Annotated in this window: 20 protein-coding genes; 3 read left to right on the top strand and 17 right to left on the bottom strand. The window is 44.1% G+C overall.

All coding sequences use genetic code 11. From position 1 onward, the window contains the following. Nucleotides 1-122: 122 nt before the first annotated feature. The 5 genes from acpP to IGK61_RS01430 all read right to left on the bottom strand — a co-directional run bounded on the left by acpP (nucleotide 123) and on the right by IGK61_RS01430 (nucleotide 5,774). Nucleotides 123-365 carry an acyl carrier protein gene (gene acpP, locus IGK61_RS01450; RefSeq protein WP_005227129.1) on the bottom strand — a complete coding sequence of 81 codons (243 nt, stop codon included), beginning with the start codon at nucleotides 363-365 and terminating at the stop codon, nucleotides 123-125. A gap of 110 nt (nucleotides 366-475) precedes the next feature. Beyond that, nucleotides 476-1,495: a phosphate acyltransferase PlsX gene (gene plsX, locus IGK61_RS01445; RefSeq protein WP_016609182.1), complete on the bottom strand. Its 1,020-nt coding sequence runs from the start codon at nucleotides 1,493-1,495 to the stop codon at nucleotides 476-478. Between the two features lie 45 nt (nucleotides 1,496-1,540). Beyond that, entirely contained in the window at nucleotides 1,541-3,571 is a 2,031-nt protein-coding gene (recG, locus tag IGK61_RS01440) for an ATP-dependent DNA helicase RecG (RefSeq protein WP_015508817.1), read from the bottom strand. A 111-nt stretch (nucleotides 3,572-3,682) separates the two neighbouring features. After that, on the bottom strand, nucleotides 3,683-5,365 hold the full coding sequence (locus IGK61_RS01435) for a DAK2 domain-containing protein (RefSeq protein ID WP_167826626.1): 1,683 nt from the start codon (nucleotides 5,363-5,365) through the stop codon (nucleotides 3,683-3,685). A gap of 46 nt (nucleotides 5,366-5,411) precedes the next feature. Continuing rightward, nucleotides 5,412-5,774 (bottom strand): Asp23/Gls24 family envelope stress response protein, encoded by a 363-nt coding sequence (locus IGK61_RS01430; RefSeq protein ID WP_005227125.1) that lies wholly within the window; start codon nucleotides 5,772-5,774, stop codon nucleotides 5,412-5,414. A 266-nt stretch (nucleotides 5,775-6,040) separates the two neighbouring features. Between IGK61_RS01430 and rpmB the strand changes: the two genes are divergently transcribed. Beyond that, on the top strand, nucleotides 6,041-6,229 hold the full coding sequence (rpmB, locus tag IGK61_RS01425; RefSeq protein WP_005232504.1) for a 50S ribosomal protein L28: 189 nt from the start codon (nucleotides 6,041-6,043) through the stop codon (nucleotides 6,227-6,229). Nucleotides 6,230-6,391: 162 nt separating this feature from the next. Beyond that, the gene (locus tag IGK61_RS01420; protein WP_074535392.1) at nucleotides 6,392-9,040 is read left to right on the top strand and encodes a YfhO family protein; all 2,649 of its coding nucleotides are present in this window, start codon (nucleotides 6,392-6,394) and stop codon (nucleotides 9,038-9,040) included. Nucleotides 9,041-9,249: 209 nt separating this feature from the next. Here IGK61_RS01420 and IGK61_RS01415 read toward each other — a convergent pair whose 3' ends face one another. After that, on the bottom strand, nucleotides 9,250-10,236 hold the full coding sequence (locus tag IGK61_RS01415) for an Rgg/GadR/MutR family transcriptional regulator (RefSeq protein ID WP_074535393.1): 987 nt from the start codon (nucleotides 10,234-10,236) through the stop codon (nucleotides 9,250-9,252). 302 nt (nucleotides 10,237-10,538) lie between these two features. Between IGK61_RS01415 and IGK61_RS01410 the strand changes: the two genes are divergently transcribed. Beyond that, nucleotides 10,539-11,852 (top strand): MFS transporter, encoded by a 1,314-nt coding sequence (locus IGK61_RS01410; protein ID WP_074535394.1) that lies wholly within the window; start codon nucleotides 10,539-10,541, stop codon nucleotides 11,850-11,852. A gap of 57 nt (nucleotides 11,853-11,909) precedes the next feature. Here IGK61_RS01410 and truA read toward each other — a convergent pair whose 3' ends face one another. The 11 genes from truA to IGK61_RS01355 all read right to left on the bottom strand — a co-directional run bounded on the left by truA (nucleotide 11,910) and on the right by IGK61_RS01355 (nucleotide 19,018). Then, nucleotides 11,910-12,656, bottom strand: a complete 747-nt coding sequence (gene truA, locus IGK61_RS01405) for a tRNA pseudouridine(38-40) synthase TruA (RefSeq protein ID WP_074535395.1) — start codon at nucleotides 12,654-12,656, stop codon at nucleotides 11,910-11,912. Between the two features lie 155 nt (nucleotides 12,657-12,811). Then, entirely contained in the window at nucleotides 12,812-13,609 is a 798-nt protein-coding gene (locus tag IGK61_RS01400; RefSeq protein ID WP_005227113.1) for an energy-coupling factor transporter transmembrane component T family protein, read from the bottom strand. Continuing rightward, nucleotides 13,599-14,465, bottom strand: coding sequence for an energy-coupling factor ABC transporter ATP-binding protein (locus tag IGK61_RS01395; protein ID WP_005232516.1), 867 nt, complete (start codon nucleotides 14,463-14,465; stop codon nucleotides 13,599-13,601). The genes IGK61_RS01400 and IGK61_RS01395 overlap by 11 nt, the downstream gene beginning before the upstream one ends. Further along, nucleotides 14,441-15,277 carry an energy-coupling factor ABC transporter ATP-binding protein gene (locus IGK61_RS01390; protein WP_005227109.1) on the bottom strand — a complete coding sequence of 279 codons (837 nt, stop codon included), beginning with the start codon at nucleotides 15,275-15,277 and terminating at the stop codon, nucleotides 14,441-14,443. The genes IGK61_RS01395 and IGK61_RS01390 overlap by 25 nt, the downstream gene beginning before the upstream one ends. A gap of 271 nt (nucleotides 15,278-15,548) precedes the next feature. Further along, nucleotides 15,549-15,929, bottom strand: coding sequence for a 50S ribosomal protein L17 (gene rplQ, locus IGK61_RS01385; RefSeq protein WP_003128038.1), 381 nt, complete (start codon nucleotides 15,927-15,929; stop codon nucleotides 15,549-15,551). Nucleotides 15,930-15,999: 70 nt separating this feature from the next. Further along, nucleotides 16,000-16,938 (bottom strand): DNA-directed RNA polymerase subunit alpha, encoded by a 939-nt coding sequence (locus IGK61_RS01380; RefSeq protein WP_008376367.1) that lies wholly within the window; start codon nucleotides 16,936-16,938, stop codon nucleotides 16,000-16,002. Nucleotides 16,939-17,017: 79 nt separating this feature from the next. Continuing rightward, the gene (gene rpsK / locus IGK61_RS01375) at nucleotides 17,018-17,407 is read right to left on the bottom strand and encodes a 30S ribosomal protein S11 (protein ID WP_005227104.1); all 390 of its coding nucleotides are present in this window, start codon (nucleotides 17,405-17,407) and stop codon (nucleotides 17,018-17,020) included. A gap of 27 nt (nucleotides 17,408-17,434) precedes the next feature. Beyond that, the gene (gene rpsM, locus IGK61_RS01370) at nucleotides 17,435-17,800 is read right to left on the bottom strand and encodes a 30S ribosomal protein S13 (protein WP_005227102.1); all 366 of its coding nucleotides are present in this window, start codon (nucleotides 17,798-17,800) and stop codon (nucleotides 17,435-17,437) included. Between the two features lie 17 nt (nucleotides 17,801-17,817). Then, entirely contained in the window at nucleotides 17,818-17,934 is a 117-nt protein-coding gene (rpmJ, locus tag IGK61_RS01365; protein WP_002288710.1) for a 50S ribosomal protein L36, read from the bottom strand. A gap of 32 nt (nucleotides 17,935-17,966) precedes the next feature. Continuing rightward, nucleotides 17,967-18,185, bottom strand: coding sequence for a translation initiation factor IF-1 (infA, locus tag IGK61_RS01360; RefSeq protein ID WP_002288695.1), 219 nt, complete (start codon nucleotides 18,183-18,185; stop codon nucleotides 17,967-17,969). A 188-nt stretch (nucleotides 18,186-18,373) separates the two neighbouring features. Then, on the bottom strand, nucleotides 18,374-19,018 hold the full coding sequence (locus IGK61_RS01355; RefSeq protein ID WP_005227100.1) for an adenylate kinase: 645 nt from the start codon (nucleotides 19,016-19,018) through the stop codon (nucleotides 18,374-18,376). Nucleotides 19,019-19,041: the final 23 nt, after the last annotated feature.

Genomic DNA, 19,041 nt, shown 5'->3' with positions numbered 1-19,041 from the left:
ATGTCAGGTTTAACGACCGTTTTTTAGATTTCACTACCAAAGAAAAGCCGCTCAAAATCACTGCGGATCAATTATGAGAAAGAAAGAGCTAAGTCATCTAGGACTTAGCTCTTATGTCTGTCTTAAGCAAGATGGCTTGAAATATAATCAACCGCTCCACCGACTGTTTCGATCTGCTCGGCATCTTCATCAGAAATCTCGGTACCAAATTCATCTTCTAGTTCAAGGACGAATTCCATCACACTGATCGAATCAGCGTTCAAGTCGTCTTTAATGCTCATCGTATCCGTTACGTTCTCTGCGTCAATTTCAAAATGATTGGCGATCACGACCGCAACTTTCTTGAATACTTCATCTCGTGTCAACTGGCTTCACCTCCACGCGTTTGCACAAAACATAGAATGGCTAACAAACATTGTACTGCTTTCTATGCTTTTTGTCTAGATATTTTTGCAATTTCATTACAATCATTGCATTATGATTGCGTTTCGTCTTTGTCAGTCGGCATTTCTTCAAAATGGGCGACCAATTGTGCCACGACATCTGTCGCTAACATCGTATGGATCTGCTTGATGGTGTACGCCACCGCTTCTGGTCCTGTCGCACCATGGGTTTTGATGACTGGTGCTTTCAAACCAAACAATACGGCACCGCCGTGTTTCGCATAATCCATTTCATTTTTCACTTTCCGCAACGCATCTTTTAATAATAATGCGCCTAATTTCCCTTTGGCACCAGAATCGAGAATCGATTGTTTCAACAGCGCCATCAAATTCAAGGCGGTTCCTTCGATCGATTTCAAAACAGCATTTCCAGTAAAGCCATCTGTCACGACGACGTCAGCTGCACCATCCAATAATTCCCGAGCCTCGACATTGCCGATAAAGTGGATCGTCGGGTCTTGCGAAAGCAGTTCAAAGGCTTTTTTCGTTAATTCACTGCCTTTGGTTTCTTCCGTTCCGTTATTTAACAAGCCGACCCGTGGTCGATTGATCCCGCGAACTTTTTGGGCATAAAAGGACCCTAAGACGGCATAGTTTGCCAAATGTTCTGGTTTATTGTCGGCATTGGCACCTAGATCCAGCATATCAAAGCCAGCATCTTTGCCGATCACTGGCATCGTGGACATCAATCCGGGACGGTCGATCCCTTTGATCCGACCGACGATAAACAAACCAGCCGCTAATAAGGCCCCAGTATTTCCAGCTGAAAAAATCGCATCTGCCTCACCATTTTTGACCGCTTGTGCTGCCAAGACCATTGAGGCGGTTTTTTTTCGTCTGATCGCTTTGACAGGCTCATCATCACTATTGATTTTTTCATCCGTGTGGATAATGGTGACATTTTTATCATCCGTCATGTATTTTTTGATTTCATTTTCTTTTCCGTAAAGGAGGAATTCAATCTCTGGAAAGTCTTTTTTTGCCAGCATGACTCCTTCTACGATCGCTTTTGGGGCGTTGTCTCCGCCCATTGCATCAACAGCAATCCGCATCTCGCTGCCACTCCCTTCATTTTCCCAATCAGTATAGCATATTCTTTAATCAAAAAATTGTTTGTCTGCTTTTTTTGCTGCTAAATAGTTTGCCAATGCCGAAAATTCTGGCAACAGCTGCCAGCCATTTTTTTGCCAAAGCTGGGCAGCTTCGACTTGTGCCACTTCTAGAATATGGGCATCTGCGACCAAATCGGCAGCCGCAAACTCTGGCAAGCCCGATTGTCGATTGCCGAAGACTTCTCCTGGTCCTCGCAACTGCAAATCTTTTTCGCTGACTACAAAGCCGTTGGTGGTTTCTGTCATGATCTTCATTCGCTCGACCCCTGTTTCATTCTTCGGGTTTGCGATCAATATACAGTAAGAAGCATCGGCACCGCGCCCTACCCGTCCACGCAATTGATGAAGCTGGGCTAACCCGAAGCGATCGGCGTCAATGATCAGCATCACTGTCGCATTGGGGACATTGACCCCTACTTCGATGACCGTCGTGGAAACCAAGATCTGCAGTTGATTTTCTTTGAAAGCTTCCATGATGCTGTCTTTTTCTTGATTCTTCATTTTCCCATGCAGCATCCCCACTTGATAAGTAGGAGAAAAGTAACTTTGCAGCTGCTCATAAATCTCCGTGGCATTCTTGACATCCAGCATTTCGGATTCTTCGATCAAAGGACAGATGACATACATCTGATGCCCTTGTGCCAATTCTTTTTGCGCCCACTCTAAGATCGATTCAAACTGCGGCGGACGGACCCAGCGAGTCTCTACAGGAATCCGTCCTGCTGGCATTTCATCGATCACCGAAACATCCATTTCGCCATAAGCCGTGATCGCTAACGTACGAGGGATCGGTGTGGCGGTCATAAAGAGCACATCAGGCAGATAGCCTTTTTCTCGTAAGACTTTTCGCTGATTGACCCCAAAACGGTGTTGTTCATCGGTGATGACTAAGCCTAGATGTGCAAAATCCACCCCTTCTTGAATCAGCGCATGGGTCCCAACGATGATGTCGATCTCCCCAGCTGCTAATTGTTCTAAGATGACCCGCCGTTCTTTTGGTTTGGTCGAGCCTGTCAAAAGAGCGGTGGTCACTTCTAAGGGGTCAAAGAGCTGATTCAAGCTTTCTAGGTGCTGCTGAGCCAAAATCTCAGTCGGCACCATCAGTGCGCCCTGAAAGCCAGCCGTCATCGTGGCATAGAGGGCGATCGCCGCCACGACTGTTTTCCCGCTTCCTACGTCTCCTTGCAAGAGTCGCTGCATGTGCTGCGGACTTTTCAGGTCATGGCAGATTTCATTGGTCACGCGCTTTTGCGCATTCGTCAATTCAAAGGGCAGTTTACGAGTAAACTCTTTCAAGCGTTGCACATCATAATCGATCGCCAAGCCGTTTTTCTCGGCTTTTTCGCTTTTCTTCAGTCCTTGGATCTGCATTTGGAACAAAAAGAACTCTTCAAAAATCACCCGACGCTTCGCTTGATGACTCTCTTGCGGATCTTTTGGAAAGTGCATCGCAAACATCGCGGATTTCCGATCCAACAAGCGATATTTTTCGATCAATGACAAAGGCAAGATCTCTGTGATCTGATCACCAAAATCAAGGAATGCCTGTTTGATCAGTTCGATCAACACACTTTGACGCACGGCTTTATTGACATGATAAATGGGGGCAAAGTCTTCTGCGCTCTTGCTGCCGAGAATTTTCATCCCCGTCAGTCCTTTGCGTTTGGCGTCCCATTTGCCATAGACGGCGATCTCTTCTGAGACCTCTACTTTATCCTTCAAATAAGGCTGATTGAAAAAGGAGACATTAAAGACATCGTGGTCTTGCATCATGCGAAATTGCAACCGACTTTTCTTATAGCCAAAGCGATTGACGACCGGCGGGGAAACGACGATCCCCTTGATCGTTACTTTTTCTTGGTCTTGAATCTCCGCTAATTGCCGTTCTTGAATGTCTTCATAACGAAACGGATAATACTTCAGCAGGTCTTCAATGGTTTCGATCCCTAAACTCGCCAAGTCTTGGGCGCGTTTTTCTCCGACACCCTTTAATACCGTAAGTGGCTGATTCAGCATAGGTACCCTCCTTTTCCAAAGTAATTTTGTTTATTGCAGAGATTCCTGCATTCATAGAAAAAGACGGAGCCAAAAATCATCTACGATTTTTGCCCCCGCCGCCTAATTTGTTTATTCTGCTGAGAAAAGATACGGATAAACTGGCTGATCGCCTTGATGGATCTCTACTTCGATCTCAGGATGCAGCTCAACGATCGCTTCTTCAATTTTCGCTGCTTCTTTGGCTTTGCCTTCTTCACCGATAATGATGGTGACGATCTCAGTATCTTCTGTGATCATTTTTTCTAAGGTAGTCATGGAAGCAGAGAAACGATCAGGAACAGAAACAACGATTTTGCCGTCGACCATTCCTAAGAAGTCGCCTTCTGTGATTTCGATGCCATCAATTGATGTATTACGGATCGCATGAGTCACTGATCCGCTGACAACACTTGCTAAGACATCGGTCATAGCTTGCTGATTTTCAGCTAGTGTGGATTGCTCGTGGAATGCCAGCATCGCTGTCATCCCTTGTGAGATCGTTCGTGTTTCAACAACCGCTACTGGAATCTCGGAAACTTCCGCTGCTTGCTGTGCAGCCATAAAGATGTTTTTGTTATTTGGTAGAACGATCACTTGGTCGGCATTAACTTCATTGATCGCCAACAAAATGTCTTCCGTACTTGGATTCATCGTTTGGCCGCCACTGATGACATATGAAGCACCCAGGCTAGTGAACAATTCTTTCAAGCCTTCGCCAGCCGCGATCGCGATGATCGCAAATGGTGTCCGTGGACGTTTCACTGGTGCAGGTTTTGCACCTTGCTGGTCGTGTTCCAAAATCGTTTCATGCTGAAGACGCATGTTGTCAACTTTGATTTTCACCAATGAGCCGAATTTTTGACCATAATTCATGACTTCGCCAGGATGTTCCGTATGGACATGGACTTTGATGATCTCATCGTCGTTGACCACTAATAAGGAATCCCCTAACTCGTTTAAGTAATTACGGAATGTTTCATAATCAAATTCACTATCTACAGTCGGACCTTCACCGATCTTCACCATGATTTCTGTACAGTAACCAAAGGTGATGTCTTCTGTCGCTAAGTGCCCTTGAACGCTGCGATGATGTTCGGCATTGACCATTTCGTCCATAGCCGCTGGGGAAGGTTCGAAGATTTCATCGGCTGGGTATTCCCCAGTCAATGCATTTAAGAAGCCTTCATAGATAAACAACAATCCTTGACCGCCGCTATCTACCACGCCGACTTCTTTTAAGACGGGCAATAGATCAGGGGTTTTCGCCAATGAACGTTTTGCGCCGTGAACCACGGCTTTCATCACTTCGATACAATCATCGGTAGTTTGTGCTTTTTTCTCGCCATATTCAGCTGAGATGCGTGCCACAGTCAAGATGGTTCCTTCCACAGGCTTCATGACTGCTTTATAGGCGGTTTCTACTCCATGAGTAAAGGCTTGAGCCAATTCTGGTGCAGTGAGTGTTTCTGCGGTCGGGATAGCTTTAGAAAAACCGCGGAATAATTGAGACAAAATGACGCCGGAATTCCCACGTGCGCCCATCAATAGTCCTTTTGAAAGTGTAGCGGCAAGATCGCCGACGTTTTCTGAAGTCGCATCTGCGACAGCTTTTGCTCCACTGGTCATGGATAGATTCATGTTTGTCCCGGTGTCTCCATCTGGAACAGGAAACACATTCAATGAGTTGACAAACTCTGCATTAACTTGTAGACGAGCCGCGCCTGCCTGCACCATTTCTTGAAACTGACTTGCGCTGATATTCGTTACCTTCACTTAGATAGTCCTCCTTAAAATCATCCGCCATGAACGGATCCCTTGCCTAATCTGGCAGTACACGTACGCCTTGAACAAATACATTTACCGAGTTCGCAGATACACCTAGCATCGTTTCTAAGTTGTATTTCACTTTTTCCTGCACGTTGCGGGAAACTTCGGAAATTTTTGTTCCATAGCTAACAATCGTGTATACATCCACTGCAATGCCGTTTTCTTCTTGGCGGACAACGACACCGCGAGAATAATTTTCTTTTCGTAAAATTTCATTGATGTTATCTTTGATTTGTTTCTTGCTAGCCATACCAACAATGCCGAACACATCTGTTGCTGCGCCTCCGACCACTGTTGCAATGACTTCATTGCTGATTTCAATAATACCTGATGAGGTTTGAATTTTTACAGCCATTTTATAGCCTCCTTCAATGGGCATGACCCATCTTTCTTCTTACATATTTTATCATAGCTGTACCGCAAATAAAAGGATGAGACATATGAAAAGGGGCTTTCTGACCAAACGTCTTGCATTTCGACCTTGTTTAATTTACAATGTTTACTGGGAAAAGTCAATGTTTCTTGAAAATTACTCTTGCTTTTTTCACCTTTCTGTGATAAATTCAGATGGTATGAGCTGAAATAGCGCTCCAACATCAAGGCAAAGGAGGAAATAACCACATGGCTAAAGTTTGTTACTTTACTGGACGTAAAACTGCAAGTGGAAACAATCGTTCTCACGCAATGAATGCGACAAAACGTACTGTGAAACCTAACTTGCAAAAAGTTCGCGTTATGATTGACGGAAAACCTAAAAAAGTTTGGGTGTCAACTCGTGCTTTGAAATCTGGAAAAGTTGAGCGCGTATAATTAGACCTTTTCGGCCGTTCGTTTTGAACGGCTTTTTTTGTACCCTTTTTTCTTTGGTGCGCTTTCACTTAGGTTTTCATTAAAGAAAACAGGTCTTTGTTTTTTTAATCGATTCACCTGTGGTAAACTAAGAAAAAATTGATAAAGAACAGGTGACTTCTTGTGACGAAAATAAAAACATTTGCCAAACAACATTGGCCTTATATGCTTGCTAGTTTCTTCTTGCCGTTTCTTATCATGGCAGTGATCTATTTGACCATCGGCATCTACCCTGGCAGCAGCCGCAGTGTCTTAGCCAGTGATGCCTTTTCGCAATTCTCAAACTTTCATGCCAGCTTTCGCAATATGCTCTTAGGCAAGCAAAGTATCTTTTATACATGGAATGCCTCTTTAGGCTTGAATTATCTGGCACTGATCTCCTATTACTTAGGCGGGATCTTCACTCCTCTGGTCTTGTTTTTCCCAAATCAGCTGATGCCAGATGCGTTGTACTTCTTGACCTTGATCAAGATCGGCAGTGCGGGCTTGGCGTTTTGGTTTTATGCCAGCCAAACCTTTAAGATCCAACGTTGGCAGCATGTGACCTTAGCCGTCTGTTATGCCTTGATGTCCTTCATCACCGCCCATTCGGAACTGATCATGTGGCTTGATGCCATGATCTATCTACCGCTAGTGATTTTAGGTATTGACCGTTTAGTGAAAAAGAAAAAACCAGTCGTGTTATTTATCAGTTATCTGCTGTTATTTTTATCCAGTTTTTACATGGGCTTTATGATCGGTCTCTTTTCCGTAATGTATTTCTTGGTTCAGTTGGGGCGCAACTGGAAGCAAGCTCGGGGGGCGATCATTCCTTACGGCATCACCTCCTTGTTAGCTGGCGGCGCCTCAATGGTGATCATCTTACCTGCCTTATTGGATTTGCGCTCAAACGGGGAAGAATTAACAACGATTTCTTCCTTTAAAACCGAAGCCACCGATGTCTTTGACCTCGTGATGAAAAACATGATCGGTGTTTACGATACGACAAAATACGGCTCCATTCCCTTCATCTATATCGGTTTATTGCCGTTGCTGTTGTGTATTTTATATTTTGTTTCGAAGAAAATCCGCTTGAAGGATAAATTCTTATACGCTGGCATGTTTGCTGTTTTGATCGCCAGTTTTTATATCGTGCCGATGAATCTTTTTTGGCACGGGATGCATGCCCCAAATATGTTCCTTTTCCGTTATGCCTATTTGTTCTCCTTCTTAGTGATCATGCTGGCGGGATACGGGTGGGAGCAGCTGCAGCAAAAAGATCGCGGCTTGTTTCTCATTATTGGTCTTTCTACGATCGTGGTGTTTGCCCTCTCCTACGCATTGAAAGGACCTGGAACCTATGAATATGTTTCCGCTACTTCTTTTGCGCTAACGATCGTATTCTTTGTTCTTTACTTGTTATGTATTGGGTTCGGGCAATTAGGTCTTTTAACACAAAAACGAGTGACGATCTTGATGCTGATCTTCGTCTGCGGAGAAATGGCCGTCAATACGAGCGGTATGGTTCGCGGAATTTTGAATGATTGGAACTATGCTTCTCGTAGTTTGTATACAGAACCTTATCCGGACATCAAAAAACTAGTCACTCAAGCCAACGAAGACAATGATACCTTTTTCCGATTAGAAAACCTTGATCCTGTTTCTTCCAACGACAGTATCAATTATGGCTACAGCGGTGTCAGCATGTTTTCTTCGATCCGTAACCGCAATTCCTCAAGCTACCTGGATAAGCTGGGCTTTCGGTCCCGCGGCACCAATTTAAATATCCGCTATCCGAATAATACCTTGCTGATGGATGCTTTTACAGGGATCAAATACAATATCTCCAAGCCAAATCTCACCAAATACGGCTTTCAACGTGTCGGGGAATCTGGTGAATACAAGCTTTATGAGAATCAAAATGCGTTACCGCTAGGTTTCTTGGCTGAACCAACCATTGAATCGATTGAACAGCCGCAAAATGACAACTTGACGAGCCAGAAAAATCTTTTCAATGGCTTGGCCGATTTAAATTTAGAGTATTTTGCCTTTCAGCCGATCACGGTGATCCATAGTAAAAATACAGATATCACCAATGACGGCATGTATATGAAATTTACCGAGCAAGAAAGCAATGTCGCAAAAGAAGTGACTTGGCAAGTGGAGGTTCCAGCGAACTCGCAAGCATACTTGAGTCTTTTCCCTGCCAACTTTGGGGAATTGGAAAGCTCATCTGCCACCGTGACAGTCAACGGTCAGCAGCGAGAAACGCAAATCAGTATCAACGGTCAATACTACGACTTAGGGCACTATGAGACCGATACGACGGTTCAATTCACCGTCAGCTTCTACGGAACGCCTGAAATCTCCTTCCAAAACCCGCAAGTCGTGACCTTGGATACCAACGCTTACCAACAAGCAATTGATGCGATCCAAGATCGAGGGGTCGCTATGACGGTCGGCAAACGCAGTGCCAAAGCCGATATCACGACTGAAAAAGAGCAGCAGCTTGTAACGACCATCCCTTATGACAAGGGCTGGACTGCTACGCTTGACGGCAAAGAAGTTCCAATCACCGCCTTTCAAGACGGCTTTATCAGTGTGACGATCCCAAGTGGCACCCATCACTTGGAACTGTCCTTCTTGCCGCAAGGCTTTGTTATCGGTGTTTGCTTGTTCTTCGGCTGCATCGCATTGTTTATCCTGTTTGATTGGTTTTACCAGAAACAAGTAGCCAAAAAGCAAGTTTTAGACGACCAACGTCAACTCATGGATCAACCACCAGAAACCTAATCGAAAAAGAACCAACTCGTCTTTTTGAGGCGCTCCCCATAAGTTAGAGCAAACGCTGACTTATGGGTGTCGCTCAATGATCGGTGAGTTTGGTTCTTTTTTTGTGCTGGCGTTCCGCAGTTGTTCGCTCTAGTGGCCTTAGCCACCACTACCGACTAGATCCCCTTCGATGCGGGGCCAAATGCCTAGCCCGTTAGCCCTTAGAGCGTTTAGCGAAACATAAGATAACTGTTAGGTTCTTCCGCATTTTTCTTGATGGAGTGCAACGATCGCTCCCATAAGTTAACCATTTTGGTTTGTTTCAAGACGCGAAAGATCGAAAGCCCTTGATCGATTTTCAACAGTCCTTTTTCTTGATCGCCATAAATATACCAGTACCATCCTTGATAGCAAAGAAGATGCGTACTGTTTAGCATGTCTCCGCGATCTGCCAATAATTCCTCTGCAATGGTCAACACCTCTTTTGCCCACTCCAGGCGGCGAAAATTGACAAACGTCGTAAAACAACTAAAAATCAAATCCATTTGAATTTCTCGCATCAAGGACAAACCTTGTTCTTTTTTTGTGCGAGAGATAGCGATCTGCAGTAAGTGATAGGAGGTTTCGACAGGAAATAAGAATTGAAAATAACGAAAAAGCAAAATCTCATAAACGCCCCAGTTGTCTACTTTCGTAAGGTAGGAAATGACGGGGCGAGTTTTGGTGCGTAGCTTTTCCATATAGTCACCAGAAGAGTGATTGAGTTTAGGACCTGAGAGATTGATTTCATGTATCTCCTTTGTGATCTCAAGGTACAGAAAAACAAAAGAATGCTGTTTGGAAGCGGCGATCAGTTCGCTACGCATTTCCTCCAGCCCTTCTTTGCTTCTCTGGGCGTGGGCGTTACTCAAATAAGCTTCTTTGTTGATCCCTAAAATTCGATCCAGTAAATCCATAAATTCGCTCGTCATATAGCTGGGAAAGCTCATCAGGTTGTCGTGCCCTTTTACGCCCTTTTGCTGCGCACGCAAATAATAAAACTCCTCCACTGTGACATGGATATTTTCTAATAAGCGTTCCAATCGATGAATACTGATACTTGAAGCACCTTGCTCAAATTTACTGATAAACGAGCGACTGTTTTGTTCATCCGCCACTTGAGCGATCGTATAGCCGCGCTCTTTGCGCAATTGTCGGTACAGTTTTCCTTCTTCCATAACCATCCTCCTCACAACGATCGGTCTACAAACGCCAAACCAATCCCACTTCACGAATGAAGCTCCGCAATTAAATTTTCCTGTTCTAGATTCAAGTTTAGATTCAAACCTATAAAATGTTGAGGAGCAAAATCTGCGGCACCTTATTTACATGCCACTCTTTTAACTGCTAATCACTCGTGACAGTAACCTCTGGTATGCTCCTGGTACATTTAAATTCCACTATAGTGGATTATTTTCTTCTCTTAGTATAAAGCATCCTATACTGATTTTACAACGTAGAACGTGAAAGGATGATTTCGATGAAAGAATATCAACAAAACAACGGCTATCGTGCCTTAGTCAACGCCGCCTTACTCAGCGGTATCGGCATGAGTTTATTTAATATCGTCTTTGTAGTTTATGCCAGTACTTTACCCTTTAATGCCCTTGCTGTTTCCTTAGCCTCCATGGCACTGCTGATCCCTGATCTCTTACGGATCCTGACCGGCTATCTAGCCGATCGTACCAAAAACAAAGTGCAATGGATGATCAGCAGTCGACTATTACAAGGAGTCCTTTTCGTGGCACTCGCTTTTTTGATCCAACTGCCGCCTAGTTTATGGTCTTTCTTCCTTTTGCTAGGCATCAACATTGTATCTGATTGTTTGGGCGCTTATTGTTCTGGGTTACAGCTGCCCTATGTTCGCCGTCTTGTGCCTGCTGATGCCTTAGACAGTGCCATGGGCTTTCAAATGGCGTGTCAAACCACCGTTCAAATCGTCTTTCAAGGCATCGGTGCTTGGGGGATCATTTTACTGAATAATAACTTTGCGGCTTTTGGTTTGATCAATGCCGTGACGTTTTTCTTAGCCGCGATCGTGATCTTCCTGAACCGCTCGCTCTTCTATGCGGTGCCAGGGAAAATCAATCAAGCAGCAACACCACTCTTTCAGAATTTCTCGGATACTTTTAAATTATTGACTGGTACGGCTTTTCTTAAAAAGATGATCCTCTTTGCCTTACTGATCAATACCTTAGCTGCTAGTACGAGCGGTCTACTAAATCTCCAGCTGTTGGATGACCTTGCGCTTTGGTTTGCCACTTATGGCAACACCGTTGCGATGGCAGGCATCGCTACTTCGATCGGTATGGTCGCTGGCGCCTTGTTTGCTGCCGACTGGTTCAAGAATACCGGTCTGGTTCGCTTGATTGCGTATACCTCTTTCGTTTTATGTCTGTTGACCTTGAATTTTCTCTTCCTGCATAACCGTTGGCTCATGATTGCGCTGCTCTTTGCTGAAGGCTATCTGATTGGAAAAATCAATCCTCGTTTTTCGGCACATCTGATTCGTGAGATTGATGAAGAACATCTCGCCATCAGCAGCGGGATCTTTTCCACCATTGTGATGCTAGGGGGACCTGTCGGACAAATGGTCTTTTTAGGCATCGGCAATCGCTATCACGTTGCTTGGAGCTGGCTGCTTTACTTGCTTTTCGCATTTTTGGTAGCCATCGCCGCCTTAGTCGCTGCCGGTACCTTGGAAAAAACACCCACCACTGCTGCGCCTAAAATCGCTGCGGAAAGGACTGAAGATTGGCAAGAAACCACCTCTGTTTTACCTGAGAAAAAATAAAAACACAAGCTTTCGCTATCTCTTGTTGTGTAAGAGCAGCGAAGCTTGTGTTTTTCCTTATCCATAAGCAACATGAACCAAATACAATCCTTCTGGATGAGCCGTGGGACCTGCCGCATTTCGGTCTTTTTGCGCAATGATTGCAGGAATGCTGTCAGGTGCGATCCGTCCATTGCCGATTTTCAGCAATGTGCCCACCATGATCCGGATCATCTTGTACAAAAATCCATCGCCGCGAAAGGTAAAAATCAACTCATCTCCAGCGTCATTGACCGCCATGGACGCCTCATGGATCGTCCGCGTCTTGTCATCGACTGAACTGCCCGTCGCACAAAAACTGGTAAAGTCATGGGTGCCTAAAAAATCTGGCAACGCCCGTTGGATTTTTTCCAAATCTAGCGGATACGGATAATAACTTGCATAATGACGGCGGAAAGGACTGCGGGGCTTCCCAATGTCTACCCGAAACTGGTAGGTTTTTTCAATGACTAAGTAGCGGGCATGGAAGGTATCGTCAACGATCTCCACCGATTTTACCGCAACATCTTCTGGCGTTTGGGTATCTAATCCAAAGCGCATTTTTTCCAGTGGACGCTTTTGAGGGAAATCGAAGTGGATCACTTGCCCTTGCGCATGGACCCCCGCATCGGTGCGGCCAGAGCCATGAATCTGGATCGGTTGCCCATTGTTCATCTTCGTTAATGTCTTTTCAATCTCTTCTTGAACCGTTCGTCCATTGGGTTGACGCTGAAATCCTTGAAAATTCGTACCATCATAAGCGATCGTCGCTTTATAGCGGACCATTGAATCACCTGTTTCTTTCTATTTTTTCAAAAAAAGGCCTATGAGAAAAGTCTGATCGATCGACAGGCCTTTTCGAACCAGCCGCTGGGATTGCCAGCAGTCTCGTTGCTTCGTTAAGAACCTTTCGTGGGTTGACTTCAATCATAGGTCTTCGTTTATCCTCTTAAGAACACTAATGCTACTGTAAAGAGCGCAAAAACGATGACAACCAATGTGTCCCGTTGGTGCCAGTGCAAAATACGATACTTGGTACGCCCTTCGCCGCCTTGATAGCCTCTGGCTTCCATAGCGGTAGCTAGATCTTCCGCACGGTTAAAGCTGCTGACAAATAAAGGAATCAATAAAGGAACGATCGCCTTCATCTTCTGCAACAGTCCCCCTTCGCCGAAATCGACCCCGCGGGCACGCTGAGCATTCATAATTTTTTCTGTTTCATCCATCAAGGTTGGCACAAAGCGCAACGCAATCGACAGCATCAGTGAGATTTCATGGACAGGGAAACGGATCGCTTTTAAAGGACGCAAAATGTATTCGATCGCATCTGAAAGCTCTAATGGGGGCGTCGTTAACGTCAAGAGCGTCGACATGAAAATGATCAAAACAAAACGACAAAAAATAAAGATCCCGTTTTGGACACCAAATTCTGTGATGTTAAAGATCCACCAAGACCAATAGACGTCACCGCCGGTAGTAAACAAAATCTGTAACGCCACGGTAAACAAAATCAGCCAAATCAACGGTCGAACGCCTCGAATAAAGAAGCCAAAATCGATTTTTGAAAAGGAGATACAAAAGAGCGTAAAAGCACCCGCTAATAAATAGCTTTGCCAATTATTCGCCAAAAAGATAATCGCAATAAAATAAAAACTAGCAATCAATTTGACTCGTGGATCTAAACGGTGGATCAAGGAGTCTCCGGGAATAAAACGACCGAAAATCAGTTTATTCATCATGGGCAGTCGCCCCCTTTGCTACTAAAACATCTGCCAGCTCATCAGCTGTTAGTGGTAACTGCTCAAATGCCAGTCCTCTGGCTTGTAGTTGTTCCGCAAATGCGGTTGCTGTCGGTACCCCCAACTGCTTTTCTTGCAGCCAAGCAGTGTCTTGAAACACAACGGACGGCGTGCCGGCTTTGACGAGACGTCCCTTTTCTAACACATAGACATAATCAGCATAGTTTGCCACATCATCCATCAAGTGGGTCACTAAAATGATCGTCATGTTCTTTTCCCGATGCAGGCGATCAAACATTTCCATCATCTCTTTGCGTCCTTGTGGATCTAAGCCAGCTGTCGGCTCGTCTAAGACCAAAACTTCTGGTTCCATAGCCAAGACCCCAGCAATCGCTACACGGCGCATTTGGCCCCCTGAAAGGTCAAATGGTGAACGTTCCAGAAAACTTTCATCTAAACCTACCAATTGAATGTATTCTTGGGCTAAACCTTTGGCTGCTTCTTCGGAGACCCCAAAGTTTTTCGGTCCAAAAGCGATATCTCTCGCAACGGTTTCCTCAAATAATTGGGATTCAGGAAATTGAAAAACGATCCCGACTTTTTTACGTAACGGTTTTAGATTTTTGTTGTCTGTCTCGGGTTTGATGACTCGCTCACCGATCGTGACCGTGCCAGTCGTTGGTTTTAATAATGCATTCAAGTGCTGCAACAACGTAGATTTTCCGCTCCCTGTATGACCGACTAAGGCGGTATAAGAGCCTTCTTTGATCTCTAAATCGATATCGAACAAAACCCGCTGTTCAAACGGAGAATGCGGTTGGTAGGTGAATCCTACTTGTTCAAAACGGATGTCCATAGCCAATCCACCATCCCTTCTTCAGTTAAGTACGCTTGCGGTACCGTGACGCCCCGCTGTTTTAGTGCCGCCTTTAATTTTTCAGGAAACGGCAGATCTAAGCCGAGCTCAATCAGTTCTGGACCTGCAGAAAAAATCTCTGCGGGTGTCCCTTCGCGGACGAGCTCTCCTTGACGCATCACCAGCACCCGATTGGCGTTGGCGGCTTCATCGATATCATGGGTGATCGATAGCACGGTCAAATTGTTTTTCTCTTTGATTTTTTTGATCGTTGCGATCACTTCTTCACGACCTTCTGGATCTAGCATACTAGTGGCTTCATCAAGAATGATGATATCTGGGCGCAATGCAACGACGCCCGCAATGGCTACCCGCTGTTTTTGACCACCAGAAAGACGCGCGGGTTCCCGGGTCGCAAACTCGCTCATCCGTACTTGTTCCAGAGCGTCTTTGACACGAACCAGCATTTCTTCACGTGGGATTCCTTGATTTTCCAAACCGAAAGCCACATCATCTTCCACCGTCGAACCAACGAATTGATTGTCAGGGTTTTGAAAGACCATACCGACCATTTTTCGAATATTCCAGATATTTTCTTCATTCAAAGGCAATTCGCCGACAGAAACACTGCCTTCTTGCGGCAAGATCAAGCCATTGATGGTTTTTGCTAAAGTTGATTTACCAGAGCCGTTATGGCCGATCAACGCCACCCATTCCCCTTTGTTGATGGAAAAGGATACGTTATTTAACGCGGCACGCTCTTCTTCGCTATAACGCACAGTAATAGCATTCAATTCAATGATTGGCTTCATGATAGACTCCTTCATTTGCGATTAATTCTTTCTAACACTACCAAAAAAGCGCACGTTTTTCAATGATTCACGCACGATTTGTCTCCAGATCTTTTTTTCACTTGCCATTACCTGTCTTGACAGGTAATCGAAAGTAAAAAAAAAGCACTTTATGATGAGTGCGTACACCTCGAAATACATCGAGGTGTAGGCGCTGAGCTAGACTCGGAAAGTTTCTTCCAACATCATAACACTCTTAGTAAACATCTATAAAGTGATGATAAGTGTGATTTTAAACAAGTTCTAGGATAACCATTGGTGCAGCATCTCCGCGTCTTGGTTCTGTTTTCAAGATACGAGTATATCCACCTTGGCGATCTGTGTAACGAGGAGCGATATCATTGAATAATTTTTGTAATGCTGATTCAATAACTACTTCTTCGTTTTCTTCACGTACACTTGCAACTTCATTACGAACGAATGCTGCTGCTTGACGACGTGCATGCAAATCACCACGTTTACCTAAAGTGATCATTTTTTCTGCAGTTGAACGAACTTCTTTCGCACGAGCTTCAGTCGTAACGATACGTTCGTTAATGAATAAATCAGTTGTCAAATCACGCAACATCGCTTTACGTTGGCTAGATGTGCGTCCTAGTTTACGATAACTCACGTGGTTTCCCTCCTTCACTTTCGAATGTTGTATCGGTCAGACGAACCGAACTAACGTAATCGAAAACGGTTTAATCGTCTTTACGTAGTCCTAAACCTAAATCATGTAATTTCACTTTGACCTCTTCAAGAGATTTACGGCCTAAGTTTCTTACTTTGATCATTTCTGGTTCAGATTTGTTTGTCAATTCTTGTACAGTATTAATTCCTGCACGTTTTAGACAGTTGTATGAACGAACAGATAAGTCTAATTCTTCGATCGTCATTTCCAACATTTTTTCTTTTTGTGTTTCTTCTTTTTCAACCATGATTTCAGCGTTTTTCGCTTCATCTGTTAGGTTAACAAAGATGTCTAAATGTTCAGTCATGATCTTCGCAGACAAACTCATTGCTTCCAATGGTTCGATTGAGCCATCAGTCCATATTTCCATCGTTAATTTGTCGAAATCATCCCGACGACCGACACGTGTGTTTTCTACTTGGTAGTTGACACGACGTACTGGTGTATAGATTGAATCGACTGGAAGAACGCCGATCGGCATGTCTTCTTTTTTGTTTTCGTCCGCTTGAACGTAGCCGCGGCCAGGTTTCACTGTTAAGCGAGCATGGAACGTAGCACCTTCAGAAACGGTACAGATATACATATCTTTGTTAAGGATTTCTACATCACTATCAACGATGATATCGCCAGCAGTTACTGTAGCAGGTCCTGAAATATCAATTTCAAGGGTCTTTTCTTCATCCCCGTACATTTTCAATGCAAGACCTTTAATATTCAAGATGATTTGAGCAACGTCTTCCCGAACACCCTTAACAGTTGAGAATTCGTGTAAAACTCCATCGATTTGAATATTGGTGATTGCCGCACCAGGTAAAGAAGATAATAAAATACGACGTAGGGAATTTCCTAGTGTAGTTCCGTAGCCTCTTTCAAGAGGTTCCACGATGAACTTGCCATAATCTTTGTCTTCATCAATCTTTGCGATTCTTGGTTTTTCGAATTCAATCATTCTTATCTATTACCCCTTTCAAAACGAAAAGTGTCTTGTTCAATGACGTATTTGTTACACTCAAAATGAGCAGCACTCATTAAACACGACGGCGTTTTGGAGGGCGGCATCCATTATGAGGGACTGGAGTCACGTCACGGATCGCACTCACTTCCAAACCTGCTGCTTGTAATGAACGAATTGCTGCTTCACGTCCAGAACCAGGTCCTTTAACTGTTACTTCAACAGTTCTTAATCCGTGTTCCATTGCTGCTTTGGTAGCTGTTTCTGCTGCCATTTGAGCGGCAAAAGGAGTAGATTTTTTGCTTCCTTTGAAACCTAATGAACCAGCTGATGACCATGCTAATGCATTACCATGAGTATCAGTGATCATTACGATTGTATTATTGAATGTTGAGTGAATATGTGCAATACCCGCTTCAATATTCTTTTTCACACGGCGTTTACGACTCACTTTTTTTGCTGCCATGAAGTTTTAACCTCCTTCACTTAGGAATTATTTTTTCTTGCCTGCGACTGTTTTAGACGGGCCTTTACGAGTACGTGCATTGTTTTTCGTGTTTTGTCCACGAACTGGCAATCCACGGCGATGACGGATTCCACGGTAAGAACCGATTTCCATCAATCGTTTGATGTTTAAGTTCACTTCACGACGAAGGTCACCTTCAACTTTTAATTTATCAACTTCCGCACGGATAGCATCTGTTTGTTCATTCGTTAAATCACGAACGCGAACTTCTTCAGACACGCCAGCGTCAGCTAAAATTTGTTTTGCAGTCGTGTTACCAATACCATAGATATAAGTAAGTGAAACGACCACACGTTTATCACGAGGAATATCTACTCCTGCAATACGAGCCATATTTGTTACACCTCCGATTATCCTTGACGTTGTTTATGTTTTGGATTTGCTGGGCAAATCACCATAACGCGTCCTTTACGACGAATTACTTTACAATGTTCGCACATTGGTTTTACTGATGGTCTTACTTTCATGATAATACCTCCTGTGGTTTTACGGAGTACAATTATTTAAAGCGATAAGTAATGCGGCCACGGTTCAGATCATACGGGGATAATTCCACCGTCACTTTGTCTCCAGGTAAAATACGAATGTAGTGCATCCGGATCTTACCAGAAACGGTCGCTAGAACTTGGTGTCCGTTTTCCAATTCTACTTTAAACATTGCATTCGGCAAAGTTTCGACGACTGTACCTTCGACTTCAATCATATCTTCTTTTGCCACGCACAGTACCTCCTTGTACTTGTGATTTTCACACGATAAAATGGCGGAAACTCGGTTCCCACCTGATATTCTCAAACTATGCTCCTACTTAATAAAAAGTAGAAGTCGGACTGACATATTCTATCATATCCTGTCAAAGATTTCAAGAGAAAGTTTTAAGCTGCAAGTTGGACTCGGGCAATCTATGATTAGTCAATGATCTTTTGAACATCTTCGAATACAGCGTCGATGTCGCGATCCCCATCAATCGATTGCAATAACCCTTTGTCTTTGTAATAAGTCAAAATTGGTTCACTGCTTTTGATATTGACAGCTAGACGATTTTTGACCGTCTCAGGCTTATCATCTTCACGTTGGTAGAAGTCATGACTTCCACAACGATCACATGTTCCTTCCTCTTTTGGAGGATTGAACAATTTATGATAAGTTGCCCCACAATTGCGGCACATGAAGCGGCCGGCTAAACGTTCTACAAGAACTTCTTCAGGAACATGAATATCAATAACGGCATCAAGTTTTTTGTTAAGGTCAGCTAGCATCTCATCTAACGCTTTTGCTTGATCCAATGTACGAGGAAAACCATCTAATAAGAAACCTTTCTCGGTATCAGGTTCAGCTAAACGTTCTTTAACGATCCCATTTGTAACCTCATCAGGAACTAATGCGCCTTGATCCATGTATGATTTTGCTTTAAGGCCTAGTTCTGTTTCGTTCGCCATCGCAGCCCGAAACATATCGCCTGTTGAAATATGAGGAAGACCGTATTCAGCAACGATACGTTCTGCCTGAGTACCTTTTCCAGCACCAGGTAATCCCATTAAAATGAAGTTCATTCTAATTCCTCCTGTAAGTTTTT

The organism is Enterococcus sp. AZ063 (assembly GCF_051715045.1).
Classification (GTDB): domain Bacteria; phylum Bacillota; class Bacilli; order Lactobacillales; family Enterococcaceae; genus Enterococcus_D; species Enterococcus_D casseliflavus.
This window is presented reverse-complemented; position numbering and strand designations above follow the sequence as displayed.

Excerpts from the sequence above, each read along its gene's own strand:
- plsX (WP_016609182.1), bottom strand. The coding sequence starts at position 1,495 with ATGCGGATTGCTGTTGATGCAATGGGCGGAGACAACGCCCCAAAAGCG.
- recG (WP_015508817.1), bottom strand. The coding sequence starts at position 3,571 with ATGCTGAATCAGCCACTTACGGTATTAAAGGGTGTCGGAGAAAAACGC.
- IGK61_RS01430 (WP_005227125.1), bottom strand. The coding sequence starts at position 5,774 with ATGGCTGTAAAAATTCAAACCTCATCAGGTATTATTGAAATCAGCAAT.
- rpmB (WP_005232504.1), top strand. The coding sequence starts at position 6,041 with ATGGCTAAAGTTTGTTACTTTACTGGACGTAAAACTGCAAGTGGAAAC.
- IGK61_RS01415 (WP_074535393.1), bottom strand. The coding sequence starts at position 10,236 with ATGGAAGAAGGAAAACTGTACCGACAATTGCGCAAAGAGCGCGGCTAT.
- IGK61_RS01410 (WP_074535394.1), top strand. The coding sequence starts at position 10,539 with ATGAAAGAATATCAACAAAACAACGGCTATCGTGCCTTAGTCAACGCC.
- truA (WP_074535395.1), bottom strand. The coding sequence starts at position 12,656 with ATGGTCCGCTATAAAGCGACGATCGCTTATGATGGTACGAATTTTCAA.
- IGK61_RS01400 (WP_005227113.1), bottom strand. The coding sequence starts at position 13,609 with ATGATGAATAAACTGATTTTCGGTCGTTTTATTCCCGGAGACTCCTTG.
- IGK61_RS01395 (WP_005232516.1), bottom strand. The coding sequence starts at position 14,465 with ATGGACATCCGTTTTGAACAAGTAGGATTCACCTACCAACCGCATTCT.
- IGK61_RS01390 (WP_005227109.1), bottom strand. The coding sequence starts at position 15,277 with ATGAAGCCAATCATTGAATTGAATGCTATTACTGTGCGTTATAGCGAA.
- IGK61_RS01380 (WP_008376367.1), bottom strand. The coding sequence starts at position 16,938 with ATGATTGAATTCGAAAAACCAAGAATCGCAAAGATTGATGAAGACAAA.
- rpsK (WP_005227104.1), bottom strand. The coding sequence starts at position 17,407 with ATGGCAGCAAAAAAAGTGAGTCGTAAACGCCGTGTGAAAAAGAATATT.
- rpsM (WP_005227102.1), bottom strand. The coding sequence starts at position 17,800 with ATGGCTCGTATTGCAGGAGTAGATATTCCTCGTGATAAACGTGTGGTC.
- rpmJ (WP_002288710.1), bottom strand. The coding sequence starts at position 17,934 with ATGAAAGTAAGACCATCAGTAAAACCAATGTGCGAACATTGTAAAGTA.
- IGK61_RS01355 (WP_005227100.1), bottom strand. The coding sequence starts at position 19,018 with ATGAACTTCATTTTAATGGGATTACCTGGTGCTGGAAAAGGTACTCAG.